At 71.7% G+C, this 24,708-nt stretch carries 17 protein-coding genes; 1 reads left to right on the top strand and 16 read right to left on the bottom strand.

Going from position 1 to position 24,708, the window contains the following annotated elements; translation table 11 throughout:
* Positions 1–72: 72 nt before the first annotated feature.
* The 12 genes from ACZ7CH_RS10090 to ACZ7CH_RS10035 all read right to left on the bottom strand — a co-directional run bounded on the left by ACZ7CH_RS10090 (position 73) and on the right by ACZ7CH_RS10035 (position 16,300).
* Positions 73–1,302 carry an ROK family transcriptional regulator gene (locus ACZ7CH_RS10090; protein ID WP_360389579.1) on the bottom strand — a complete coding sequence of 410 codons (1,230 nt, stop codon included), beginning with the start codon at positions 1,300–1,302 and terminating at the stop codon, positions 73–75.
* A 42-nt stretch (positions 1,303–1,344) separates the two neighbouring features.
* A complete protein-coding gene (locus tag ACZ7CH_RS10085) occupies positions 1,345–2,076 on the bottom strand; it encodes a glycoside hydrolase N-terminal domain-containing protein (RefSeq protein ID WP_470373620.1) in 732 nt (243 codons plus the stop codon).
* A gap of 138 nt (positions 2,077–2,214) precedes the next feature.
* Positions 2,215–3,531 carry an RICIN domain-containing protein gene (locus ACZ7CH_RS10080; protein ID WP_360389585.1) on the bottom strand — a complete coding sequence of 439 codons (1,317 nt, stop codon included), beginning with the start codon at positions 3,529–3,531 and terminating at the stop codon, positions 2,215–2,217.
* 5 nt (positions 3,532–3,536) lie between these two features.
* Positions 3,537–5,231, bottom strand: a complete 1,695-nt coding sequence (locus ACZ7CH_RS10075) for a ThuA domain-containing protein (protein WP_470370396.1) — start codon at positions 5,229–5,231, stop codon at positions 3,537–3,539.
* A gap of 37 nt (positions 5,232–5,268) precedes the next feature.
* Positions 5,269–8,109, bottom strand: coding sequence for a PQQ-dependent sugar dehydrogenase (locus ACZ7CH_RS10070; protein ID WP_470373619.1), 2,841 nt, complete (start codon positions 8,107–8,109; stop codon positions 5,269–5,271).
* A 332-nt stretch (positions 8,110–8,441) separates the two neighbouring features.
* Positions 8,442–9,605, bottom strand: a complete 1,164-nt coding sequence (locus ACZ7CH_RS10065; RefSeq protein WP_470373618.1) for an inositol-3-phosphate synthase — start codon at positions 9,603–9,605, stop codon at positions 8,442–8,444.
* 37 nt (positions 9,606–9,642) lie between these two features.
* Complete coding sequence (locus tag ACZ7CH_RS10060; RefSeq protein ID WP_470373617.1) at positions 9,643–10,650, bottom strand: sugar phosphate isomerase/epimerase family protein; 1,008 nt, start codon at positions 10,648–10,650, stop codon at positions 9,643–9,645.
* 13 nt (positions 10,651–10,663) lie between these two features.
* The gene (locus tag ACZ7CH_RS10055) at positions 10,664–11,803 is read right to left on the bottom strand and encodes a Gfo/Idh/MocA family protein (protein WP_360389868.1); all 1,140 of its coding nucleotides are present in this window, start codon (positions 11,801–11,803) and stop codon (positions 10,664–10,666) included.
* 34 nt (positions 11,804–11,837) lie between these two features.
* The gene (locus ACZ7CH_RS10050) at positions 11,838–12,881 is read right to left on the bottom strand and encodes a substrate-binding domain-containing protein (protein ID WP_458431741.1); all 1,044 of its coding nucleotides are present in this window, start codon (positions 12,879–12,881) and stop codon (positions 11,838–11,840) included.
* Positions 12,882–12,925: 44 nt separating this feature from the next.
* Entirely contained in the window at positions 12,926–13,954 is a 1,029-nt protein-coding gene (locus ACZ7CH_RS10045; protein ID WP_360389599.1) for an ABC transporter permease, read from the bottom strand.
* A complete protein-coding gene (locus tag ACZ7CH_RS10040; RefSeq protein WP_458431740.1) occupies positions 13,951–15,465 on the bottom strand; it encodes a sugar ABC transporter ATP-binding protein in 1,515 nt (504 codons plus the stop codon). The genes ACZ7CH_RS10045 and ACZ7CH_RS10040 overlap by 4 nt, the downstream gene beginning before the upstream one ends.
* Positions 15,466–15,739: 274 nt before the next feature.
* Complete coding sequence (locus ACZ7CH_RS10035; RefSeq protein ID WP_360389605.1) at positions 15,740–16,300, bottom strand: DJ-1/PfpI family protein; 561 nt, start codon at positions 16,298–16,300, stop codon at positions 15,740–15,742.
* A 327-nt stretch (positions 16,301–16,627) separates the two neighbouring features.
* Between ACZ7CH_RS10035 and ACZ7CH_RS10030 the strand changes: the two genes are divergently transcribed.
* Positions 16,628–17,896, top strand: coding sequence for an SGNH/GDSL hydrolase family protein (locus tag ACZ7CH_RS10030; protein WP_360389608.1), 1,269 nt, complete (start codon positions 16,628–16,630; stop codon positions 17,894–17,896).
* Between the two features lie 38 nt (positions 17,897–17,934).
* Here the strand turns inward: ACZ7CH_RS10030 and ACZ7CH_RS10025 are convergent, their stop codons facing one another.
* From ACZ7CH_RS10025 to ACZ7CH_RS10010, 4 genes are all read right to left on the bottom strand, one after another.
* Positions 17,935–19,476: a glycoside hydrolase family 43 protein gene (locus ACZ7CH_RS10025; RefSeq protein ID WP_360389610.1), complete on the bottom strand. Its 1,542-nt coding sequence runs from the start codon at positions 19,474–19,476 to the stop codon at positions 17,935–17,937.
* 13 nt (positions 19,477–19,489) lie between these two features.
* Positions 19,490–20,497, bottom strand: a complete 1,008-nt coding sequence (locus ACZ7CH_RS10020; RefSeq protein WP_458431737.1) for an endo-1,4-beta-xylanase — start codon at positions 20,495–20,497, stop codon at positions 19,490–19,492.
* A gap of 101 nt (positions 20,498–20,598) precedes the next feature.
* Positions 20,599–21,618, bottom strand: coding sequence for an endo-1,4-beta-xylanase (locus tag ACZ7CH_RS10015; RefSeq protein WP_360389615.1), 1,020 nt, complete (start codon positions 21,616–21,618; stop codon positions 20,599–20,601).
* 19 nt (positions 21,619–21,637) lie between these two features.
* Complete coding sequence (locus tag ACZ7CH_RS10010) at positions 21,638–24,700, bottom strand: glycosyl hydrolase 115 family protein (protein ID WP_470373616.1); 3,063 nt, start codon at positions 24,698–24,700, stop codon at positions 21,638–21,640.
* Between the last annotated feature and the right edge of the window lie 8 nt (positions 24,701–24,708).

Below are 24,708 nucleotides of genomic sequence, written 5' to 3'. Positions count from 1 at the left end.
GCCTGAACGTAGGCCCGGACATATGACCGGGTCAATGCAGAAGAGCGTCGCTTCTGGCGTAACTTATGACGACTATCCGCCAAAAGTGCCGTGGACCTCCGCGGTGGCTACCCCGGCGACCCCCGCCGCGACGGCACCCAGCCGCGCGTCCAGCACCTCCGGCGACAGCACGTGCCGCACGACCATCGCCGCCGCGCCCAGCGCACCCGCGGTCACCCCGGCACCCGACGCGACGATCCGCAGGTTCTCCGTGGCAAGCGGCAGCGAACGCCGGTAGATCGACTCGCGCACCCCGGCCAGCAGCATCTCCCCCGCTTCGGCGAGCAGCCCGCCGATCACCACGAGCGCGGGGTTGAACATGCTCACGCACCCGGCGAGCACCTCGCCGATGTCGCGGCCCGCCTGCCGCACGACCCGGCCGGCCTCGAGGTTGCCCGACCGCACCAGGTGCACCACGTCGGCGGTGGAGTGCGCGGGCAGGCCCAGTCCCCGCAGCTTCGCCGCCAGCGCGGGTCCACCGGCGACCGCCTCCAGGCACTCGGTGTTGCCGCACCGGCACAGCACCTCGCCGCCCTGCGGCACCCGGATGTGCCCGAGGTCCCCCGCCGCGCCCGCCGCACCCCGGTGCAGCACGCCGTTGCTGATCAGCCCGGCACCGATGCCGGTCGCCGCCTTCACCACGATCATGTGCTGCACGTCCGGGTGGGACGCCGCGTGCTCGCCCAGCGCCATCAGGTTGACCTCGTTGTCGACGAGCACCGGGGCACCGAACTCCGCCTCGATCGCCGCGGGCACGTCGTAGCCGTCCCAGCCGGGCATGATCGGCGGGTTGTTCGGGCGCCCGGTGGAGTGCTCGACCGGTCCGGGCAGCCCGATGCCGACACCGGCGATCTCGGCGGGGTCCACCGTCCGCAGGAGCTCCCGCCAGGTCGCCACGAGCAGCGGCAGGATCACCGCGGGCCCGTCGGCGACGTCGAGGCCCACCTGCTCGACGGCCAGCAGCCGGCACGCCAGGTCCGCCACGGCCACGGTGGCGTGCGTGGCCCCCACCTCCGCCGCCAGCACGAGGTGCGCGCCGGGGTTGAACCCGAACCGGCTCGCCGGGCGCCCGCCGGTGGACTCACCCGTGCCGTTGCCGGTCACCAGTCCCGCGGCCACGAGCAGGTCCAGCCGCGCCCGCACCGTGGAACGGGCCAGGCCGGTCGCCGCCACGATCTCCGCTCGGGTGCGCGGCCTGCCGTCCATCAGCATGCGCAGCACAGCGGCCGGCGAACCCGCCTCGATGCCCTGGGTGCTCTCCATCAGCCAATTGTCACATCGCCACCGAAAGTACGGGTGCAGCTGTCACGGCCGCGTGTCACCGCCGCCCGAACCGGTGGCGTCGCGGTGGCGCGCGAACAACGCCGTGTAGTCCGCGTCCAGTCCGGCCAGCGCCGTGCGCAGCGCCTGGGTCACCCACGCCGTCGGCGACGCGTACCGGTCGAGCTTGGTGAGCAGCAGCAGCCGGGTCGCGCCGATGACGACCAGCGTGGTGCCGCTGGCGGAGATCGTGCCGTCGAACGCGACCACGCGCGTGACGCCCTCGCAGCCGGGGACGCCGTCGCGGACCGGGGCCGAGCCGCGCAGGTTGAGGTAGCCGGAGCCGCCGCTGACCGTGGCCCTGGTGGTGAAGCTCAGGCCACCGGGAAGGCCGTCGAGCGCGGTGTCGACGCTCAGCGTGGTGTCGACCGTGCGGCCGGGCGCGGGCAGCAGCTCGTGCACGATCACCCGGTCCACCCTGGACGCGAACGCCCGGCGGGCCCAGATGCCGTACCTGTCGATCCACGTCGAGATGACCTCGCCGGTGCGGTAGTCGGTGATCCGGCCGTAGCCGTCGACGGCGGTCATGCCGGGGCTGGAGATGCGGAACTCGTAGGCCGGGTCGCAGCCGGGGTGGTCGAAGACGACCTTCTCCATCGCGGGCATCCCGTACAGCAGGGCGCCGCACTCGTCGTTGTCGGTGCGGAAGCCGTCGGTCCTGGACACGGCCGGGCTCGTGTCGTGCCGGCCGCGCTCGCGGTCCACGGAGGTGCGCATCACACGACTCCTTCGTCAGTGATGGGTGGTCATGGCTGTGCGCGGCGTGTGGAACGGTGCCAGTCGTACCACGGAAGGCACGACTGGCACCGCGTTGTTCGACAGTTCGACTGTCAACCGGAACTGTCACCGGAACTGTCACTGGAACTGCGCGAAGAACCTCCAGATCTCGGCCTTCGTCCACGTCCGTGCACCGTCGTCACAGCCGCAGCCCTCCACCGGCGCGGGCGCGTGGCCCCCGTCGTAGGCGGCCCACTGCACCGGGTACCCGGCCCGGCACGAGTAGGTGGTCGTGACGTGCGTCCGGCTGCCCACCGCCGGTTCCCGCGGGCTTTGCGCGGCACAGCCGTTGTTGCGCACGAACCGGTCGCGCAACGACCGGCCCTGGCCGATGCCCAGCACGTTGTCGCTGACGCCGTGCAGGCCGAAGTACGCGACGGGCTGCGTGCCGCCGCTGCACCCGCTGATCTCGCCACCGGAGATCACGGCGACCGCGCGGATCGCGGTCGGCCGCGCGCAGGCCAGCGCGTAGCTCATGCCACCGCCCCAGCTGAACCCGAGGGCGAACCGCTGCGCCGGGTTGACGCACAGGTCGCCCTCGACGCGTTTGACGAGGTCGTCGATGAACGTGACGTCCTCACCGCCGGAGTTCGCCCACCCGTTGCCCTGGCCCTGCGGTGCGACGAGGACGGCGGTGTTGTTCGACTGCTCCTGCTGGCCGTAGTAGGCCCAGGCGGCACCGCTGCTGCCACCGGACGCGACGTCGTTGGCCGTGCCGCCGCGCCAGTGCAGACCGATGATCAGCTTGTAGCGGTTGGTGTTGTTGTAGTTGTCGGGGATGCGGAGGATGAAGCTGCGGGTCTTGCCGCCGCTCTGGATCGTGTGCGTGCCGTTGCGCAGGGTCGGTGCCTTGCCGCAGCCGCCACCGGTTCCCGGGTCGCCGCCACCGGACAGCTTGACGAGCTGCCACTGCTGGCTCGCGGCACCGGTGTCGGTGTTCTGCACGACGTCGGCGTTGTCGGCGGTCGACCCGCCGCGCACGTCCACCGCCTTGGCGCTGTGCCTGGCGATCAGCCGCACGTGGCCGCCGTCCGAGTCCGCGGCCCGGAACTGCTGGTTGGACCCGTTGTTGTCGGACCACTGCACGACCGCGGCACCGTCGGCCGCCGACGCGCCGGACACGTCGAGGACCTTGCCCGAGCTGCGGGACCTGATCCGGTAGTAGCCGCCGCCGGAGTCGACGAACTGCCACTGCTGGTTCGCCGCGTCCGTGCGGCTCCACTGGATGATCCGCGTGCCGTCGGCGGCCGAGGCGCCGGACACGTCCAGCGCCTTGCCGCTGTTGCGGTCGACGAGGACGTACCAGGCGGTGGTGTCGATGGTCGCAGCCGACGCCGGTGGACCGGCCGCGACCACCGTCCCCGCCACGACGAGTGCCGCCACCGCGGCGCTCACCCGCCTCACGGCAGGGTCCAGCGCTGGTTGGTCCCGCCGTGGCAGGTCCAGACGATCAGCGACGTGCCGTCGGCCGAGCCGCCGCCGTTGGCGTCCAGGCAGCGGCCGGACTGCTGGTGCACCAGCGACCCGTTCGCGCCCGGCGCCCAGTTCTGCGTGCCGCTGCCGTTGCACGTCTGCAGCTGCACCTGCGCGCCGTTGCCGCCGGCGGTGGTCATGCACTTGTTGAACGCGCGCAACGTGTTCCCGTTGACCGTCCACTGCTGGGCGGCGTTGGAGTTGCAGGTGTAGAGCTGGATGCGGGTGCCGTCGGCGCTGCTGCCGCCCGCCACGTCCACGCACTTGCCGGAACCACCGGTGATCCGGCCGGTGCGCGGCGTCGTCCCGCCGAGCTCCTTGATCCGGACGTTGCGGAACGACACGTCGTCGCCCGTACCGTGGTTCTGCAGGCCGATGTGGCCCGACGTGAGCGAGCGGGCCGGGTCGGCGTTGGTGAAGTCGTTGATCTTCACGCCGTTCAGGAACACCTGCAGCCGTTCGCCCTCGACGAGCAGCTCGTAGGTGTTCCACTCGCCCGGCGGGTTCAGCGCCGCGTCCCTGGCCGCGATGTCCGCGCCCTTGACCCCGTAGATCGCGCCCGTGGTCTTGTCCGCGGTGTCGGTGGCGTCGATCTGGACTTCGTAACCGCTGGTCAGCGCCGAGTCCGGGGTGCTGCCGGCCGGGAACCCGAGCACGACACCGGAGTTGTCGTCACCGGGCACCTGCCAGTCCAGCTTCAGCGAGTAGGACCGCAGCTCCTTCGCGCTGTACCAGAGCATGCCCATGCCGTCGTACGACGTGAGCGTGCCGTTGGTGTTGGTGAAACCGCCGGGGCCCGCCTGCGTCCACCCGCTCGTCGAGCCGTTGTAGAGGGTGGTGTACCCGGTCTCGGGCCGGCAGTCGGCCTTCGTCCGGTTCGCCGCGTAGCGGATGCCGCCGAGGACCATCGAGCGGAACGCCGGGTCGGCGTAGCTCTCCCTGGTGTGACCGGTGCCGGTGTAGAACGACCGGCCGCCGCTCAGGGTCTTGCACCAGGTGATCGGGTGGTCGCCGCCCATCGACCCGCCGGAGTAGGTCGACTCGTCCAAAGTGGACAACACGCGGGCCGTGGAGCGCGGGTTGCTGCGGTAGTTGTACCACTCGTCGGTGCGCGACCAGGCCGGGCTCAGGTGCGCGGTGGCCGCGTGCGCCCGGTTCTCCGTGCGGACCGTGGCCTGCTGGATCGCCGGGTGCGAGGAGAAGTACGCGCCCACCAGCTCGCCGTAGAACGGCCAGTCGTACTCGGTGTCGGCCGCGGAGTGGACGCCGACGTAGCCGCCCCCGCCGCGGACGTAGGACTCGAACGCGGTCTGCTGGGTCGCGTTGAGCACGTCCCCGGTGGTGTTGAGGAAGACCACGGCCTCGTACTGCGCGAGGTTCGAGGTCGTGAACACCGCGGAGTCCTCGGTGGCGGTCACGGTGAAGTTGTTGCCGGCGCCCAGGTCGCGGACCAGCTGGATGCCGGTGGGGATGGCGTCGTGCCGGAAGCCCGCGGTCTTGGAGAACACCAGCACGTCGTACGGTGCGTCGGCAGCCGCCGCCGGTGGCGCGGTGACGACCGCCCCGGCGACCAGTGCCGCGGCGGTCGCGCTGAGCGCCCGCCGGAGTGCCTGGTACCTCATCTCATCCTCCTTGATGGTGAAGCAGGCGGCGGAGTCGTCACGGCAGGGTCCAGCGCTGGTTCGTGCCGCCGTGGCAGTTCCAGATGATCAGCGCGGTGCCGTCGGCCGTGCTCGCCCCGTTGGCGTCCAGGCACTTGCCCGACTTCGTGTTCACCACGGAACCGTTGGCGCCGGCGGACCAGTTCTGGCTCGTGGCACCGTTGCAGGTCGTCAGCTGCACGGTCGTGCCGTCGGCGGTCGCGCCGCCGGCGGTGTCCATGCACTTCGACAACGCCCGCAGCGTCGTGCCCTGGACGGTCCACCGCTGGTTCGTGCCGTTGTTGCAGGTGTAGAGCTGGATGCGGGTGCCGTCGGCGGTGCTGCCGCCGGTCACGTCGGCGCACTTGCTCGCGGGGCCGGTGATCGGCCCGGTGCGGCCACCGCCGCCGGTGGAGGTGTCGAACGTGAAGGCGTCCAGGTCGAACAGGTAGCCCGTGCCGCTGCCGGTGAAGGTCAGGTACAGCCTGCCGGTGGTCGCGGGCACCGAGCTGAGAGCGGTCGAGACCTCGGTGAAGGTCTCCCAGCCGCCCGTCACCGGCGCCGTCAGCGTGGCGATGGCCGTGCCGGTCGGGGAACCGGCGCGCACCGTGATCGTGCCACCCGCGCCGGCCGAGGACACCCGTGCGGTGAACCGGTTGGCGCCGGTGAGGTTGTAGTTGTCGAACGCGATCCAGTCGCCGTTGTGGACGTCGCCGACGGTCCGGCCGCCCTCGGCCGGGGTCTTGTCGTACAGGGCGACACCCGACTGCGCCGCGTAGTGCTCGGCCTGGCGGTGGCGCGGCTGCAGCACGTGCTGGGTGTGCGTGGTCGCCGCCGGGACGCCGTTCGCGCCGTTGTCGGTGTACTCGGCGTCGAAGACCGCGTAGATGTTCGCCGCCGTGTCGTGCTCACCGTCGACCGGGATCGTCAGGGTGCCCGAACAGCCGGTGTTCGACGTGATCGGGTGGCCGTGGCTGTCGTGGCCGAGGATGTAGGACAGCTTGACCCGCGTGCAGTCGATCGTGCCGTCCTCGGCGTCGGTGACCGTGATCGTGTACGGGATGGTGTCGCCGTAGCTGAACAGGCTGCCGTTCAGCGGTGCGTTCAGAGTGACGACCGGTGCGGTGTTGCCCACTGTGACCACCACGCTGGTGTTGGCCGTCGCCCCGGCGGGGTCCGTCACCGTCAGCGTGACCGTGTACTGGCCGTTGGCGGTGAAGGTGTAGCTCGGGTTGGCCGCCGTGGAGGTGGCGCCGTTGCCGAAGTTCCACGAGTAGGTCAGCGCGCCGTTCTCCGGGTCGGAGGAGCCCGCGGACGAGAAGTTCACGGTCAGCGGAGCGGCACCGGACGAGCGGTCCGCGCTCGCCTTCGCGACCGGCGCCCGGTTGCCCGACGGCACGTACTCGATGCGGTAGAGCGCGGAGCTCGCGTCACCGCTGCCCCAGCCCGTGCCGTAGTCGAGCACGTAGAGCGCGCCGTCCGGGCCGAACGCGGCGTCCATGACCTGCGTGCCGCGCCACGGGAAGTCGCCGACCGTGCCGGGCGTGCCGTCGGAGTTGACGTCGATCGTCTTGATCCAGCGGCGGCCGAACTCGGTGGCGAACACGTGCCCGTCCAGGGAGGCCGGGAACTTGACCGTCGACGGGTTCGTCGAGTCGTAGCGGTACACCGGCGCCGCCATCGGCGACTCCGAGCCGCAGCCGAACGCGGCGAACGAGCAGTTGTCGTACTTGATCCACGCCGCGCGCGCGGGCGGCAGGTTCGTCAGTCCGGTGTTGTTGGGCGAGTTGTTCACCGGGGCCGCGCAGTTGAACCGGCTGCCCGACGGACCCGACGGGAACGTGTAGTCCACATAGGTCTCGTTGGTGGTGTTGCCGCCGGTGCAGTACGGCCAGCCGTAGTTGCCCGCCGAGGTGATCCGGTTGAACTCGACCTGACCGGCGGGACCGCGGGTGGACGTCGTCGACCCGGCGTCCGGGCCGTAGTCGCCGAGGTAGATCGTGCCGGTGGCCTTGTCCACGTTGAAGCGGAACGGGTTGCGCAGGCCCATCGCGTAGATCTCCGGGCGGGTGCGGGCCGTTCCCGGCGCGAACAGGTTGCCGGCCGGGATCGAGTACGACCCGTCGGCGTTCACCTTGATCCGCAGGACCTTGCCGCGCAGGTCGTTGGTGTTGCCGGCGCTGCGCTGCGCGTCGTAGACGGGGTTGCGGCCGGAGCGCTCGTCGATCGGGGTGTAGCCGCCCGAGTCGAACGGGTTGGTGTCGTCACCGGTGGACAGGTACAGGTTGCCGGCCGCGTCGAAGTCCATGTCACCGCCGACGTGGCAGCACATGCCCCGGCTGGTCGGCACGTCGAGCACGGTCACCTGGCTCGCCATGTTGACCGTGAAGTCGGTGTTGAGGGTGAAGCGGGACAGCCGGTTCACGCCGTTCCACGCCGAGAAGTTCGTGCCGGTGGCCGGAGCGTCACCGGACGGTGTCGACAGCGGTGGCGCGTAGAAGAGGAAGATCTGCCGGTTGGTGGCGAAGTTCGGGTCCGCCGCGACGCCCTGCAACCCCTCCTCGTCGTGGGTGTAGACGGGGATGTTCGCGATCACGCTCGTGGTGCCGGTCGCCGTGGTGCGGCGCAGCGTGCCGTTGCGGGAGGTGTGCAGGACGGAGCGGTCCGGCAGCACGGCCATCGACATCGGCTCGCCCATCTCGGCGACGCCCTTGGCGAGTTCCACCTGCTGGAAGTCCGCCGGGTTGACGACGTGCGCGGCGGCCGGTGGGGCGGTGGCGACGGAGGCGGCCGTGACGGCCACCGCTCCGGCCACGGTCAGCAGTGCGGCGGAGAACGCCGCGGAGAATCGTTTTCTCATGACAGGTGACAACCTTCGATCTCGTTCGCGCGCGGGCAGCGCGCGGTCCGCTGTGGACGGTCAGGGCGTCGGCGCGTCGAGTCGGTCGGTGTGCGGGCGCGTTCGCCAGGGAAAGCCCTCTTCTGGGAGCGCTCCCAGAAGAGGGCGGCCGGAACGGCCCTGTTCACCGCCGGGGGAACGCGGGCCGGGAGGGGTTACGCGCGGGCCGAGGAGGTGCCGGAGAGCGGGACGACTCCTCGGGGGCGGACGCGCCGCCATGACGTTCTGTTCACGCTTGGCTCCTTCGCAGGGAAAGGGTCGCGCAGCGGAAGCGAACCGGAACGGTCGGTGGGTCAGTCGGTCTGGCGCGAGCGCGGGTCATCCAGTCCCCGCGCCCACTCGTGCAGTTCGCGGGCCTGTTCGGCGAGCCGGTGCTCGTCGCTGCCCAGCGGGTCCTTGAAGAAGAACGCGAGCGCGCCCTGCGCACCGCTGCGGCCGGCCGCGTGGGCGGCGGCGAGCAGGCGGGCGAGGTCGAGCACGAGCGGGGCGGCCAGGGACGAGTCCAGGCCGCTCCAGGTGAGCTGCAACGACATCCGCGCGCCCAGGAACCCCTCGAAGGACACGTGGTCCCACGCGGTCTTGCGTTCACCGAGGTCGGGCACGTGGTCGATGTGCAACGGCGCGGTGACCTCCGCGCCGAGCAGGGCGGCCAGTCCCCTGGCCTTGGACGCGAGCTTGCTGTCGGCGTGCGCCGGGTCCTCCAGCGTCGCACCGTCACCGCCGCCGAGCAGGTTGGTGCCGGTCCAGGACAGGACCTTCAGCGCCCGCGAGGTGAACATCGGCGCGATCGCCGCGCGCAGCAACGTCTCCCCCGTCTTGCCGTCACGGCCGGCGTAGGGCAGCGACCGCGCCCGCGCCAGCTCGTCCAGCGCGGGCAGCGCCACACCGGTGGACGGGGTGAAGTCCACGAAGGCGCACCCGGCCTGGAACGCCGCGTAGGCGACGAGGGAGCTCGGCGGCAGCACGGCGTTCCCCGGCACGGCGAGCGCTTCCTCCAGCTCCGCCAGCGACTCGTGCGGCACGTGCACGGGCGGTTCGGTCGACGCCACGTTCACCACGACGACGCGGGCGAGCCCGTGCCGTTCGCGGAAGCCGGTGATGTCGGCCGCCAGCCGCCGGGCGGCCTCGGCCTGGCTGCCGGCGAACGCGGCGGGGTCGTGGCCGGGCCGGATCTCCGCGTCCACGGCGTCCAGCCCGTCCGCCACCCACCCCGCCAGGTCGTGCGGCAGCACCCCGTCGCGCACGAGGCCCTCCACCCGCTTGACCAGCGGGGTGTCCACGACGTCGTGCCCGCCGGCCACGAACGCCTCCCACGGCGGCAGGTCGGCGTCCAGCAGTTCCGAGGCGCAGCCCGTGGGCGGCACGAGCCCCTCGCGCAGGGCGAGCAGCCCGCTGACCGCTGTCGTCGCCACCGACCCCCTGGCACCGTTCAGCCACAGGCCGATTCGTTCGGTCACGACCGTCTCCTCTCGTCAGCGGGCCCTCGCCCGCGCGTCACCCGCCCGAGCTGAACGCGGCGTCGAAGGAAGCCGACGGCGGGTCGAAGGCGTTGCGGCGGATGAACTCCAGCGCCTCGGGCGCGCCGACGAGGCGGTCCATGCCGGCGTCCTCCCACTCGACGCTGATCGGACCGGAGTACCCGATGGTGTTGAGCATCCGGAACGACTGCTCCCACGGCACGTCGCCGCGTCCGGTCGAGACGAAGTCCCAGCCGCGCCGCGGGTCCGCCCACGCCAGGTGCGAGCCCATCCGGCCGTTGCGGCCGTTGCCGACCTGGCGCCGGGCGTCCTTGCAGTCGACGTGGTAGATCCGGTCGCGGAAGTCCCACAGGAACCCGACCGGGTCCAGGTCCTGCCACACGAAGTGCGACGGGTCCCAGTTGAGGCCGAACGCGGGCCGGTGCCCGATCGCCTCCAGCGCCCGCACGGTCGTCCAGTAGTCGTAGGCGATCTCGGACGGGTGGACCTCGTGCGCGAACCGGACGCCGACCTCGTCGAACACGTCCAGGATCGGGTTCCAGCGGTCGGCGAAGTCCTGGTACCCGGCGTCGATCATCGACTGCGGTGCCGGCGGGAACATCGCGACGGTCTTCCAGATCGACGAGCCGGTGAAGCCCACGACGGTGTCGACGCCGAGCCTGGCCGCGGCCCGCGCGGTCGCCTTCATCTCCTCGGCCGCGCGCTGCCGCACGCCCTCGGGGTCGCCGTCGCCCCAGTTGCGGGCGGACAGGATGCCCTGATGGCGTTCGTCGATCGGGTCGTCGCAGACGGCCTGGCCGGTGAGGTGGTTGGAGATCGTCCACACCTTCAGGTCGTGCTTGGCGAGGACCTCCAGCCGGTCGGCGACGTAGTCGTCGTCCTCCGCGGCCCGCCACGGGTCGAGGTGGTCGCCCCAGCAGGCGATCTCCAGGCCGTCGTAGCCCCAGCCGGAGGCCAGCCGGCAGACCTCCTCGAACGGCAGGTCGGCCCACTGGCCGGTGAACAACGTGATCGGGCGTGCCATCTGTTCTGCCTCCTCAGACCTGTTGCCACGTGCGGGACTCGGCACTCGTCTCGACCGCCGCGAGCACCCGCTGCACCTGGAGGCCGTCGGCGAACGACGGCGCCGGGTCGGTGCCCGCGGCCACGGCTCGCACGAAGTCCACGGCCTGGTGGGTGAACGCGTGCTCGTAGCCGAGGCCGTGCCCGGCAGGCCACCACGCGGACACGTACGGGTGCTCCGGCTCGGTGACCACGATCCGGCGGAACCCGGCGACGGACGCGTCCTCGGTGCCGTCGAAGAACTGCAGGACGTTCATGTCCTCGAAGTCGAACGCCAGGCTGCCCGCCGAGCCATTGACCTCGATGCGCAGCGCGTTCTTGCGGCCGTTGGCGAAGCGGGTCGCCTCGAACGAGGCGAGCGCGCCGCCGGTGAAGCGGGCCAGGAACAGCGCGGCGTCGTCCACGGTGACCGGGCCGGTCTCGCTGCCCGCGGCGGTGCCCGACAGCCCGGAGTGGGCGGCCGCGACGGGCCGCTCCGGCACGAACGTCTCCATGGTCCCGGTCACCTCGGCGACGGTGTCGCCGAGGATGAACTGGGTGGCGTCCACGATGTGCGCGCCGATGTCGCCGAGCGCGCCGGAACCGGCCTTCTCCTTGTCCAGCCGCCACGACAGCGGTGCGGCCGGGTCGACGATCCAGTCCTGCAGGTACTGGGCGCGCACGTGGTGGACGCGGCCGAGCCTGCCCTGCGCGACGAGGTCGCGGGCCAGGGCGAGCGCGGGCACCCGCCGGTAGCTGAAGCCCACCATCGCCCGCACCCCGCGTTCGGCGGCGCGTGCGGCCGCTTCCGCCATGGCGACCGCCTCGGCGACGCTGTTGGCCAGCGGCTTCTCGCACAGCACGTGCTTGCCCGCCTCCAGGGCGGCGACCGCGATCTCGGCGTGCGTGTCACCCGGTGTGCAGATGTCCACCACGTGCACGTCGTCGCGGTCCAGCACGGACTTCCAGTCGGTCGCGGCGTCGGCCCAGCCGAGCCGGTCGGCGGCGGCGCGCGTGCGGCCGGGGTCCCGGCCGCACAGCACCGCCATCACCGGCCGCACCGGCAGGTCGAAGAAGCGGGGGGCGACCCGCCACGCCTGGGAGTGAGCGGCTCCCATGAACGCGTGGCCGACCATTGCGATGCCCAGCGTCGTCACAGTGCGTTCCCTCTCAGGACTCGAAGGCGGTCGGCAGGTAGCGGTCGACGTTGTCCTTCGTCACGACCGGCGCGTACAGCTGGACCTCGCGGGGGACCTCCACCTCGACCAGGTCGCCGAGGCTCTTGCCCTGCACCGCGAGCCGGGCCAGCCGGATGCCGTCCGCACCCTGGGTCGACGGGTAGACGACCGTCGCCTTGTGCGGCCCGTTGTCGGCCTTGATCTCGCGCATCACGTTCGCCGAGCCCGCGCCGCCGACCATGAAGAACTCGCCGCGGCCGGAGTTCTTGACCGCGGCCGCGACGCCGACGCCCTGGTCGTCGTCGTGGTTCCAGATGGCGTCGATCTTGCGCGCGGCCTGCAGCAGGTTCGCCGCTGCCCGCTCACCGCTCTCGACGGTGAACTCGGCGGCCACCCGGTTGGTCACCTTCAGGCCGCAGCCCGCGAGCGCCTCGGCGAAGCCCTTGCTGCGGTCCTGGGTCAGCGGCAGCGAGTCGATGCCGGCGATCTCCGCGACCACGGCGTCGCCCTTGCCCTTGAGCCGCTCGCAGACGTAGGTGCCCGCGGACACGCCCATGCCGTAGTTGTCGCCCAGCACCGTGGACCGCGCCGCGAACGGGCTGTCGAACCGGCGGTCGACGTTGATCACGGTGATGCCGGCCTTCATGGCCTTGAGCGCGACCGGGGTGAGCGCGGCGCCGTCGAACGGCAGCAGGACGATCGCGTCGACCTTGTCGTTGATGAACGTCTCGACCTGGCTGATCTGGAGGTTGGGGTCGTTGGTGCCCTCGACGACGCGCAGCTCGACGTCGGAGTACTTGCCGGCCTCCTTCTTCGCGGCGTCGGTGATCGCGGCCATCCAGCCGTGGTCGGCGGCCGGTGCCGAGAAGCCGATGACGACCTTCTTGCCCGGCTCGTCGTTGGCGACCCGCACCCCGCCCTGGTTGCCGCCACCTCCGGTGTCCTGCGGCGTGTTGCCGGTGCACGCGGTCAGCGCGGCACCGAGCGCGAGTGTCGCCGCCGCTGCGGCGATGCGGGTGGTTCTCTTGTGCGGCATGACTTTCTTGTCTCCTCGGGTGGCAGCGGTCTGGAGGGGCGGCGTCAAGCGCCGCTGCGTCGGGCGAGCCGCTGCTGCAGGAGGACGGCGACCACGATGATCGCGCCCTTCGCGACGGCCTGGGCGGAGATGGAGAGGTTGTTGAGGGTGAAGACGTTCGACAGCGTCGTGAAGATCAGGACGCCGAAGACGGTGCCCGCGATCGTGCCGCGGCCGCCGGAGAGCAGCGTGCCGCCGATGACGACCGCGGCGATGGCGTCGAGCTCGTACAGGCCGCCGTGGGTGGCGCTACCGGTGGTGGTGCGGGCGATGAGCATGACCGCGGCCAGCCCGCAGCACAGGCCCAGCAGCGAGTACAGCATCACGGTGTGCCGCCGCACGTCGATGCCGGCGAGCCGGGCCGCCTCCGGGTTGCCGCCGACGGCGAACGTCCTGCGCCCGAACGTCGTGCGGTTGAGCAGCACCCACCCGCCGACCGCGACCAGCGCGAAGATCACCACCAGCACCGGGACGCCCAGCACCGACGCGTCGAAGAACGCGGCGAAGCCCGGCACGTTCACGATCTGCGTCTTGCGGTTGGAGATGATCTCGGCCAGGCCGCGTGCGGCGGCCAGGCTCGCCAGGGTCGCGATGAACGCCACGACCCGGCCGTAGGCGATCAGCACCCCGTTGACCAGCCCGCAGGCCCCGCCCACCAGCAGGGCCGTGAACACCATGACGATCCAGTGGGTGTCGCCGGCCAGGCCCTGCGTGGCCAGCGTGGTCGCCCACACCGACGACAGCGCGACGATCGCGCCCACGGACAGGTCGATGCCGCCGCCGGTGATCACGAACGTCATGCCGATGCTCACCACGCCGATCACGGCCGCGAGCCGCAGGATCGTGAGCACGTTGTCGATGTCGGCGAACCGGTCCCCGGCGGTGACCACACCACCTGCGCACAGCAGGACCAGTGCGACCACGAGTCCGGTGTTGCGCCCGGCGGCGGAGCCCAGCAGGCCCGCGATGCCGGTCTCCTTGGCTGCGGGCGCTCTGCCCTGTGTTCGCGCGGGCACGGCGGTGTCCTCGCTCATGCGGCGTGTCCTTCCATGACCAGGTCGAGGACCCGGGACTCGTCGATCTCGCCGGCCGGCCCGTCGTGGACCACCCGGCCCTCGCGCACGACCAGCACCCGGTCGGCCAGCCCGAGGACCTCCTCCACGTCGCTCGACACGACGACGACGGCCACCCCCCTGGCCGCCAGGTCGCGGATCAGCTCGTAGATCTCGTTGCGCGCGCCCACGTCGACCCCGCGCGTGGGTTCGTCGAGCAGCAGCACCCGGCACTCCCGCAGCAGCCACCGCGCGAGCACCACCTTCTGCTGGTTGCCGCCGGACAGCCCGCGCACCACGCGGTCGACCCCGGCCGGGCGCACGTCCAGCGCCTCGGTCAGCGCGGTCGAGCGGGCGCGTTCGGCGCGGTCGTCGAGGAACCCGAACCGGGCGAAGGCCGACATCGACGACACGGTGATGTTGCGGTAGACGGCCTGGTCCAGCAGCAGCCCCTGGCTCTTGCGCTCTTCCGGGCACAGCCCCATGCCCGCGCGCACCGCCGCCCCGACACCACCGCGCCGCAACGGCCTGCCGTCCACCTCGACCGTGCCACCGGCCCGTTTGCGTGCGCCGTAGACGGTCTCCAGGATCTCCGAGCGGCCCGACCCGACCAGACCGGCGAGCCCGACCACCTCACCGGCGCGGACGGTCAGGTCCACGTCGCGGAAGCGGTCGCCGTCGGTCAGCCCGCGCACCACCAGCACCTCCGGCGCGGCCGGGTCGAGCGGCGGCCGGTCGGGGTAGACGTTGTCGAGGTCGCGCCCGGTCATCAACGCGATCAGCTCCGCGGTCCGCACCTCGCGCGCGGACAGGCCCGTCGCGACGGTGCGGCCGTCCTTGAGCACGGTCACCCGGTCGCCGATCTCCCTGATCTCGGCCAGCCGGTGCGAGATGTAGATGACGGCCACGCCCTGGGCGGTCAGCTCGCGGATGACGTCGAAGAGCACCCGCACCTCGTCCGGGTCCAGCACGGCCGACGGCTCGTCCATGATGAGCAGCTGCCCGTCCAGCGACAGCGCCCGCGCCATGCTGACGACCTGCTGGTGGGCCACGGACAACCGGCCGACGTCCCGGTCCGGCGCGATGTCGGGGTGGCCCAGCCGGTCGAGCAGCGCACGGGTCCTGCGGTGCGCCTCCGCGCGCCGGCTGAAGCCCGCAGTGGACAGTTCGTGCCCGAGGAAGACGTTGTCGGCCACCGAGAGGCCCGCGACGAGGTCCAGCTCCTGGTAGATGGCGGCCACCCCGCTGCGCATCGCGGCGGTGGGGTGGCCGAACGACACGACCTCGCCGCGCCAGCGGATCTCGCCCTCGTCGGGGCGGTGCGCACCGGACAGCACCTTGATCAGCGTCGACTTGCCGGCCCCGTTCTGCCCGAGCAGGCAGTGCACCTCCCCCGCGCGGACGTCGAAGTCCACCCCGCCCAGGGCCGTCACGCCGGGGAACCGCTTGACCAGGCCCCTGACCGACAGCAGTGCCGCCGCCGGGACCGTCATCCGGTCACTCCCGTCCACAGCCGACCAGACGCGCGACCGCGCACGGGTGAGCCCACCATCGAAGTCCTCCGAGCCCCGGCAACCGCTGTGCCAGCAGGGAAATCCGGCCTTGTGAACCGTCAACCTAGGTTCGGCCGAGCCCGGGGACAAGGTGGTGGAGGTGGCACATATCGGCCAATTTTTCCCTTGACCAGGGGCCGTTCGGGAGCGATGGCGACGCGGGCCGGGAGTCGTCCCGGCCCGCGCCGGACGTGCGGTCTTCCACTGTGGAGGATCAGCTGCCGTTCGTCTTCGCCAGCACCCGCAGGAACGCGCGCGACCACTCCGGCAGGTCCGGCCAGCCGCGGCAGGAGACCATCACGCCGTCCACCACGTCCGGTCCGTCGGCGAACGTCCCGCCGGCCTGCTCCACGTCGGCGCGCAGCGGCGGGTAGGCCGCCGTGGTCCGGCCGCGCAGCAGCCCGAGCGCCGCCGGGACCTGCGGTCCGTGGCAGATCGTCCCGACCGGGCGGTCGTGGGTGAAGAAGTGCTCGACGATGCGCGCCACGTCCGGGTCGACGCGGATGTACTCCGGTGCCCGGCCGCCCGGGATCACCAGCGCGTCGAACTCCTCCGGCCGCACGTCGGCGAACGCCAGGTCCACCGGCAAGCGCCGGCCGGGCTTCTCCGTGTAGGCGTCGCAGCCCGGCTCGAAGTCGTGCACCACCAGCTGCACCGGGCGGGTGGTCGGTGCGGCGACCACCACCTCGTGGTCGTCCTCCCGCAGGCGGAACAGCGGGTACATCGAGTCGAGCTCCTCCGCGGCGTCACCCACCAGCATCAGCACTCGTGCCATGCGCACTCCTCGTCGTCAGCGACTGCGGACACGGCGGTTCCACGGCGAGGGCGCCGGTGGCACCCGGAGAGTTGTGTCCACAAAGGACTACATCGGTCTTCGGCAGAACAGCTCCCACGGTAGGACCGCCGACACCCGCGGTCAACCGGCCGAGGTGGCAGGTGCAGGCCATTCCCGCGGCGTGCGCAGGGCAGCGCGAGGCACACCTCCGGCCCCCGCCCGGCGCACAGGTGTTCTGCCGATTTCCCTTGTGTCACTTCATTGACGGCGTTGCCGCGGCCCTCCTAGGTTCGATCACGGACGCCTTCCTCCCGAAGGGTTGGGACAATGCGCAGACGCTCCTTCCTCGGCGCCGCGGCCGCCACGGTCGTCGCCGGATCCACCACCACCGCGGTGGCCGCCACGCCACCGCGGGGCCGGGAACGCTGGGTCGGCACGTGGGCGTCGATGCCCCAGCTGACCGAGCCGCACAACATGCCGCCGGCGCCGTTCACCCAGGACGGGCTCGTGCTGGCCGACGCGACCCTGCGGCAGACCGTCCGGGTCACGATCGGCGGGCGGCGGCTGCGGTTGCGGTTCTCGAACGCGTTCGGTGGCGCGACGCTGCCGATCACCGCGGTCACCGTCGCACTCCCCGCGGGCGGCCGGGCCGGTGTGAGCGCCGTCGAACCCGGCAGCACGCGCCGGGTGACGTTCAACGGCTCGCCGTCGGCGGACCTCACGCCCGGCATGCTCGTGGTGTCCGACCCGCTGGACTTCCCGCTGGCCGCGGGCTCGATCCTCACCGTCACCACGTACCTCGCCACCGGGCAGGCGTCGAACGACATCACCTCGCACCCCGGTTCGCGCACCACGTCCCACCTCCTGGCGGGCAACCACGTCGAGGCGGCCGACCTGCCCGGCGCGACCCCCACCGACCACTGGTACTTCCTCAGCGGTGTCGAGGTGGTCGCGGGTGCGGGCACGTCGGCCCTCGTCGTGATCGGCGACTCGCTGACCGACGGCCGCGGTTCGACCACCAACGGCAACGACCGCTGGCCCGACCGGCTCGCCGACCGGTTGCGCGCGGACCGACGCACCGCCGGGGTGGCGGTGCTGAACCAGGCCGCGGGCGGCAACCGGGTGCTGGACAACGGCCTGGGCCCGAGCGTGCTGGCGCGGCTCGACCGCGACCTGCTGGCGCAGAGCCGGGTCGAGTGGCTGCTGCTGTTCGAGGGGATCAACGACATCGGCACGGCCGCCGCGGACCAGGCGTCGCAGCAGCGGGTCGCCGAGCGCCTCATCGCGGGCTACCAGCAGGTCCTCGACCGGGCCCATGCGCACGACCTGGCCGTGTACGGCGCGACGCTGCTGCCGTTCGGCGGCAGCTTCTACGACGACGCGGGCGGGTTCCGCGAGACGGCGCGGCAGGCGGTGAACCGGTGGATCCGCACCAGCCGCCGTTTCGACGCCGTGGTCGACCTCGACGCCGCCGTGCGCGACCCGGCCGCACCGCGGCAGCTGCTGACCGCGTTCGACGTGGGAGACCACCTGCACCTGAACCCGGCCGGGTACCGGGCTCTGGCGGAGGCGGTCCCCCTGCGCCTGTTCCACTGATCAGCTCCTCCGGACAGCCGGTGCCGCGCGGGCACCGGCTACTCCAGGCCGCGGTAGGTGAAGCTGTCGAAGTCGGCCCACGACTCGCTCGGCACGCCCTCGGAGGACGCGTACAGTCCGATGTGGACCCCGGTGAACCCGCCGGCGACCGGGGTGCTCAGCACCCGCCCGTCGAACGGGTCGCCGAGCAGCTGCCAGCCCTCGGTGCCCGCGGCGACCAGCGCCTGCACGTCCTGGCCGACCGCCTCCAGGCACAGCCGCACCGCGCCCTCGCCGACCGCCGTCCGCGCGAGCTCCTCGTCCTTGCCGCCGAAGCGGCGCACGAGGACGACCTCCCGGTCGGCGCCGAGCAGCAGCCGCACGTGGTGCTCGTCGTTCTGCAGCAGCACCAGCCCCGCCACCTCTGACGGTCCCGCCGGGGCGAAGTCGAGCACGCAGGACGCGTGGAAGCTGGCGTGCTGCTGGCGCCGCAGCACGATGCTCGGCGTGACCGCCTCGGTGACCGACTCCGGCCGGACCCGCAGCCGCAGGTGCCCCGGCCGGTCAGCCAGCGACCAGAACGGCTCCTCCGGCGTGCGCAGGAACATCCACACCGGGTCGAGCCCCGGCCCGTCGAAGTCGTCGGTCCTGTCCGGTTCCGGCCACGGGTGCGGCGGCAGGTCGGGCACGTCGTAGGACGCCTCGACCCTGCCGGTGCCGGGGCTGAACACCGGGCCACCCGCCTCCCACCTCACCGGCACGAGGAACGTCTCGCGGCCGAGGTTGTAGTAGTAGCCGCCGTACGGCCTGGTCGCGAGCAGCACGGCGTACCACTGGCCGTTCTGCGTGCACACCAGGTCCGCGTGCCCGGCCGCCGCGATCGGGTGGTCGCGGCCGAGGTGGCGGTGGGTCAGCACCGGGTTGAGCAGCGACCCGCGGTACGGGCCGGTGACGTGGTCCGCCGTCGCCACGACGACCGAGTGCTCGAAGTCCGTGCCGCCCTCCGCGGTCAGCAGCACGTACCGGCCGTCCACCTTGTACACGTGCGGTGCTTCGGGCCAGACCGCGTCCCTCATCGCGCCGCGCCACACCACGTGCTCGTCCCCGACCAGGTCGAGGGTGGCCGGGTCGAACTCGCGCAGCCAGACCTCGGTCTCACCGGGCGGGCGCACCAGCCGGGTCGCGGTCCACCACGCCCGGCCGTCGTCGTCGAAGAACAGCGACGGGTCGAAGCCGTCGGCCTCCGGCAGCCACTTCGGTTCCGACCACGGACCGGCCGGGTCGGTCGCGGTCACGACGAAGTTGCCGGACTCGCTCTTGCCGTGCACCAGCGTGCAGACCACGTAGAACACGCCGTCGTGGTGCCGGATCGTCGGCGCGTACAGGCCACCGGAGGCCGGCACGCCCTGCAGCGGCAGCTGCGACGGCCGGTCGAGCACGTGGCCGAGCAGCCGCCAGTGCACGAGGTCCAGGCTGTGGTAGACCGGCAGGCCGGGGAAGTACTCGAAGGTCGAGGTCACCAGGTAGTGGTCCGGTCCCACCCGGCACACCGACGGGTCGGGGTGCGAGCCGGGCAGGACCGGGTTCGAGAACTGTGCCAAGTGGGGGCTCCCGCTAGGGGTTGATGCGCTGGTAGGCGGGCTTGGGCCGCAGGTCGTCGTCGAACAGGCACGCGTCGTCCTCGCCGGGGAACACACCGGGCACCCACGAGTGCCGGTCGGTGAAGCCCCACGTCGTGAACTCCACGCACCGCTTGACGGCGTGGCAGGCGTCCCAGGCCTGCTCGAAGAAGTCGGCCTGGGCCTCCAGCTTCGCCGCGTCGGTCGGCTGCGGGATGCGCACGTCGGCCTCGGTGATGGCGACGTCGACGCCGAGCTTCGCGAACCGCTCGATGTTCTGCTTCATCGTGGTCGGGAAGCCGTACTGCAGCGCGAGGTGCGTCTGGATGCCGACGCCCTCGATCGGCACGCCCTGCCTCTTCAGCTTGCGCACCAGCTCGTACACCGCGTCGCTCTTGGGGTTGAGGCCCTCGATGTTGTAGTCGTTGATGTACAGCTTGGCCTTCGGGTCCGCGGCGTGCGCGTGCCGGAACGCCTCGGCGATGTAGCCGTCGCCGAGCTTCTCCTGGAACACCGTCGGCCGGCGGGTGCCGTCCTCGTTGAACGCCTCGTTCACGACGTCCCACGCGCGGATCTTGCCCTTGAACCGCCCTGCGGTGGTCTTGATGTGCTCCTTGACCACCTTGCGCAGCTCGGGTGCCTCCAGCCCGGCGACCCAGTCGGGCAGCTGGCTGTGCCACACCAGGGTGTGCCCGCGCACGGACTTGCCGGTCCGCTTGGCGTAGCTCACGATCGCGTCGGCACCGGACCAGTCGTACTGGCCGCGGGTCGCCTCGACGACGCCCCACTTCATCTCGTTCTCCGGGGTGACGCTGTCGAACTCGCGGGTCAGCACCGCGCGGTAGTCAGCCTCATCGGCCAGCGGGCCGGCGGCCACGGCACTGCCGACCCACCTGTTCGTGCTGTTCTTCAGCGGTCCCGCCGCCGACGCGGGCACCGCCTGGCTCGCCACCAGCACGGCCGCCGCCGCGGTGATCACGAGGACCCGGGGTAAGCGCAACATCATCGTCGCTCTCTCCTTGACGTGGTTCTGGGTGCGGTCCGCCGGTCCTGCCCGGCACCGCTCGGGTGCCGGGCAGGACGTGGCCGACGGGGGGTCGGTCGTTACGGGTTGATCCGGGTGTAGGCGGGTTTCGGCCTCAGGTTCGAGTCGAAGAGGCAGGCAGCACCCTCACCGGGGAACGTCCCCGGCACCCACGAGTGGCGGTCCGTGTACCCCCACGTCGTGAACTCCACGCACCGCGAGACGGCGTGGCAGGCGTCCCAGATCTGCTTGTAGTAGTTGGCCTGCTGGTTCAGCTTGTTCGAGTCGACCGGCAGCTGGACGCGGACGTCGGCCTCGGTGATCGCGATGTCGACGCCGAGCGCGGCCAGCCGTTCGATGTTCTGCCGGAAGCTCGACGGGAAGCCGTACCGGGTGGCGAGGTGCGTCTGGATGCCGACGCCGTCGATCGGCACGCCCTGCTGCTTCAGCGTGCGGACCAGGTTGTAGACGGCGTCGCTCTTGGCGTTGATCCCCTCGGTGTTGTAGTCGTTGATGTAGAGCTTGGCCGACGGGTCGGCGGCACGCGCCCAGCGGAACGCGTCGGCGACGAACCCGTCACCCATGCGCGTCTGGAAGATCGACTGCCTGCGCGAGCCGTTCTCCTCGAAGATCTCGTTGACGACGTCCCACGCGCGGATCTTGCCGCGGTACCGGCCCATCTCGGTGTTGATGTGCTGCTGGGTCACGCTGCGCAGCTCGGAGCCACCGAGGTTGTTGAGCCAGCCGGGGTACTGGCTGTGCCACACCAGGGTGTGCCCGCGCACGGTCTTGCCGTTCTGCTGCGCGTAGTTGACGATCGCGTCCGCACCGGACCAGTTGAACTGGCCGCGGTTGGGCTCGACCACCGCCCACTTCATCTCGTTCTCGGGCGTCACGCTGTCGAACTCGCGGGTCAGCACCGAGCGGTAGTCGGCCTGGCTGCCCAGCGGCCCCGCCGCCACGGCGCTGCCGACCCACCTGTTCGTGATGTCCTTCAACGGCCCCGCGGCCGATGCCGGGACCACCTGGCCCGCCGCGATCGCGGCCGCCGCCGCCGTGATCGCGAGTAACCGCGTGGTCCTGGTTGAGTGCAACTTCATCGTCGCTCCCTTGGATTGACTACATGCGCTTGCTCTCCGGCGGTCCGAGGTAGCTCGCGCGCAGGCCGCCGGTGTCCACGACCAGCTTCTGCACCACGAGCGTGGGGTCGACCATCCAGAACCGGAGCACGTGCGGGCCGGGCCTGGTGATCGTGTGCCTGGTGGCGGTGCGGTTGACGTTGTCGGAGGTCATGCGCTCCCACGGCCGGTTCATCAGCGAGTGGTCCGCGCCGTGCACCTTGATCGCGTCCACGACCTGGGGCACCTCGTCGTCGAACGACACCGCGTAGCGCAGGCCCGGTGTGGGCAGCACCCCGGCGCGGGGCGAGAGGTGCGCCCACACCGTGACCTCACCGGGGGCGAGGAGCGTGAGCCGGTACTCCAGCCGCGGCCCGCGGCCGGGTTCCTGGCTCGGTGCGGTGACCGGGAACGGCTTCATGCCCGCACCCGTGCGGCCGAGACCGGGGATGCGCCGCCACCGCACGCCACCGGCGGCGACGTTCGCGCTGTGGTGCTCGGCCTCGATCGACACGCACCCGCCGGCCTCCACGAACCCCTCGCGCCACGAGTGCGGCAGCGCCGGGTTGCCGATCGGGGCCCGCACGGTCACCGTGCGCCCCGCACCGGACACCACGACCGGCACGCTGGTCGTGCCCTTCGGTGCCCGTGACCAGTCCACGGAGAGGGTGGCGCGCAGCTGCTTGTCCACCCGGCCCGACGCCGGCCGCACGACCAGCCACGGCGCACCGGAGGTGATGGTGCAGTCGAACGGCTCGGTGCCGCGGTTGAAGACGTCGACGAACGGCGCGGGCGCGCTCTGGAACGGGCTGAGCTCCGGCAGCACCGGCGGCTCCTGCGAGGACGGCCACCACTGCTCGGACCCGTCGATCGCGACACCCATCTCGGCCGGACCGGCCGGGGTGATCCGGCGGACCGGCGGGAAGACCTCGTCGGGCAGCGCCACGTTGTCCTTCTCCGGCTGCTGCCACGGCGCGTTCGGCCCGTAGCGTTCGACGTCGCCGTACCCGATGTGCGGCTGCGTCTGGAAACCACGCCACTTGCCGCCCGCGACGACGTTGTTGAACCGGTCCGCGAGCGCCAGGTCGTCGGCGAACCGCGCCTCGGTGGTCGCGGCGAGGTCGTTGGCCAGCGCCCGGCCCTGCGCGGCGTAGAAGAGGTTCGTGAACTCCGCGTGCCGCAGCTCGTAGAGGTTCGCGGTGGCCTTCACCTGGTACAGCACCAGTTCGAAGTAAGCGTCGCGGTAGGCGGCGGGCAGACGCGCGCCGACCTGCTCGGCCTTCTGGCCCAGCCGCTTCCACTCCTCGGTGACGCGGTCGAGCTCGCGGTAGTTGACCAGGCTGAACGGCGTGGCCCTGTCGTCGTTGACGATCGTGGTGCCCTCGACGGTGATGCGGCGGTTGAGCAGCTCGGGCTTGCGCCGCGCCTGCAGCCGGCCGTACTCGTTCAGCACCTCGGCGATGGCCGCGGCCTCGCGCCTGCCGAAGTTCTGCTCGGCGTACTCGCGCTCCCAGGTGGACAGCCGTTCCAGCGGCAGCGCCTGCGGGTTCCAGGCGTAGTCGAGGAAGAACTGCGTGGGCAGCTCGTTGCCCTTGAAGTCGCCGACGTTCGCGACCCACAGCCGGGAGATGCCGTACTCGGCCGCCTGGTGCAGCTGCTCCCACAGGTTCGCGATCGCGCAGGTGTCGACCCACTTGTAGTTGCGCCCCACGCCGACGTAGTCGAAGTGGTAGTAGAGGCCGTACCCGCCGGCGCGCTCCGGCAGCGAGCGGTCCGGCAGCTTGCACAGGTTGCCCCAGTTGTCGTCGGGGAAGACGACGGTGACGTGGTCGGGCGGGCGCAGGCCCTTGTCCCAGTACCGCAGGACCTCCTTGTAGAGGGTCCACACCTGTGGGATCTGCGCCGGGTCGCGCCCGGTGACCTGGGCGAGGACCTCCTGCTCGGCCGCGATGATCGACTGCATGAGCTCGATGCTGTCGCCGTCGGGCAGCTGGGTGTCGCCGTTGCCGCGCATGCCGACGGTGACGACGCCCTCGATGTCCTCGTCCACCATGCGGCGGATGCCGTCGGTCCAGTACGCCTTGATCGCGTCGGCGTTGCGGCGGAAGCTCCACTCCCCCGTGCCGCCGTACGGGTCGTGACCCGGCTTGGTGATGACGCCGTTCGCGTCGCGCACCGCGGGCACGGCGTGGCGGTTCCACTCCTCGATGCCGCGCATCATCGGCGCCTCGTGCGAGGTGCCCATGACGATGCCGTAGCGCGTGGCGGTGGCGTGGTTGAGCGGGTCGTCCTCGGCGAACGCCCGTCCCCACACCGCGGGCCAGACGTAGTTGCCCTTCAGCCGCAGGAGGGTCTCGAAGACCTTCTCCCAGAACAGGTGGTTGAAGCCGCCGGGGTGACCGGGTGCGTGACCGGGGCCGAAGTAGCGCGGCGCCCAAGTGCCCAGCGCCGGGTTCTCGTCGTTGATGAAGATGCCGCGGTACTTCACGAACGGCGGGCCGGGGCTGTGCCGCTCGGAGCGCACGTGCAGCTCGTCGCGGTGCTCGACGGGCACGTCGTCCCACCAGTACCAGGGCGAGACGCCGATGGCGCGGGAGAGGTCGTAGGTGCCGTAGACGGTGCCGCGCTGGTCGCTGCCCGTGATCACCAGCACGCGCCGCCCGCCGGTGCGGACCTCCTGCGTCAGCGAGGTCTCCCACCTGCCGGCGATGCCGGTGACGTCGAGCGCGCCCGCCGCCACGAGCCGGTCGACGAGCGGGCTGCCGACCGTGCCGATGAGCACGACGTCGCCCTTGTCGGGCAGGGAGTGCACGAGCGCCGGCTTGACGCCGGTGACCCGTTCCACGTCGGCCTGCAGGTCACCGGCGACCCGGACGACGCCGGGGTGGTCGGCGGTGCTGACGACCAGCACCGCCGACCTCCCCCTGGACACGAGCGGGAACCGGCCGGACCCGCCCTGCGCCGAGACGAGCTCGGCGGCAGCAGCGGTTCCGGTCGCGCTCGCGGTCGCCGTGAGCGCGGCGAGCAGTTGCAGGAAGTGACGCCGGGCGAAGGACGAGTTCATCGTCGAGC

The sequence above is a fragment of the Lentzea sp. NPDC037011 genome, assembly GCF_055607425.1.
This window is presented reverse-complemented; position numbering and strand designations above follow the sequence as displayed.

Coding starts and splice junctions, on each gene's coding strand:
- ACZ7CH_RS10090 (WP_360389579.1), bottom strand. CDS start 1,302: ATGGAGAGCACCCAGGGCATCGAGGCGGGTTCGCCGGCCGCTGTGCTG.
- ACZ7CH_RS10085 (WP_470373620.1), bottom strand. CDS start 2,076: ATGCGCACCTCCGTGGACCGCGAGCGCGGCCGGCACGACACGAGCCCG.
- ACZ7CH_RS10075 (WP_470370396.1), bottom strand. CDS start 5,231: ATGAGGTACCAGGCACTCCGGCGGGCGCTCAGCGCGACCGCCGCGGCA.
- ACZ7CH_RS10070 (WP_470373619.1), bottom strand. CDS start 8,109: ATGAGAAAACGATTCTCCGCGGCGTTCTCCGCCGCACTGCTGACCGTG.
- ACZ7CH_RS10060 (WP_470373617.1), bottom strand. CDS start 10,650: ATGGCACGCCCGATCACGTTGTTCACCGGCCAGTGGGCCGACCTGCCG.
- ACZ7CH_RS10055 (WP_360389868.1), bottom strand. CDS start 11,803: ATGGTCGGCCACGCGTTCATGGGAGCCGCTCACTCCCAGGCGTGGCGG.
- ACZ7CH_RS10050 (WP_458431741.1), bottom strand. CDS start 12,881: ATGCCGCACAAGAGAACCACCCGCATCGCCGCAGCGGCGGCGACACTC.
- ACZ7CH_RS10045 (WP_360389599.1), bottom strand. CDS start 13,954: ATGAGCGAGGACACCGCCGTGCCCGCGCGAACACAGGGCAGAGCGCCC.
- ACZ7CH_RS10040 (WP_458431740.1), bottom strand. CDS start 15,465: ATGACGGTCCCGGCGGCGGCACTGCTGTCGGTCAGGGGCCTGGTCAAG.
- ACZ7CH_RS10035 (WP_360389605.1), bottom strand. CDS start 16,300: ATGGCACGAGTGCTGATGCTGGTGGGTGACGCCGCGGAGGAGCTCGAC.
- ACZ7CH_RS10030 (WP_360389608.1), top strand. CDS start 16,628: ATGCGCAGACGCTCCTTCCTCGGCGCCGCGGCCGCCACGGTCGTCGCC.
- ACZ7CH_RS10020 (WP_458431737.1), bottom strand. CDS start 20,497: ATGTTGCGCTTACCCCGGGTCCTCGTGATCACCGCGGCGGCGGCCGTG.
- ACZ7CH_RS10015 (WP_360389615.1), bottom strand. CDS start 21,618: ATGAAGTTGCACTCAACCAGGACCACGCGGTTACTCGCGATCACGGCG.
- ACZ7CH_RS10010 (WP_470373616.1), bottom strand. CDS start 24,700: ATGAACTCGTCCTTCGCCCGGCGTCACTTCCTGCAACTGCTCGCCGCG.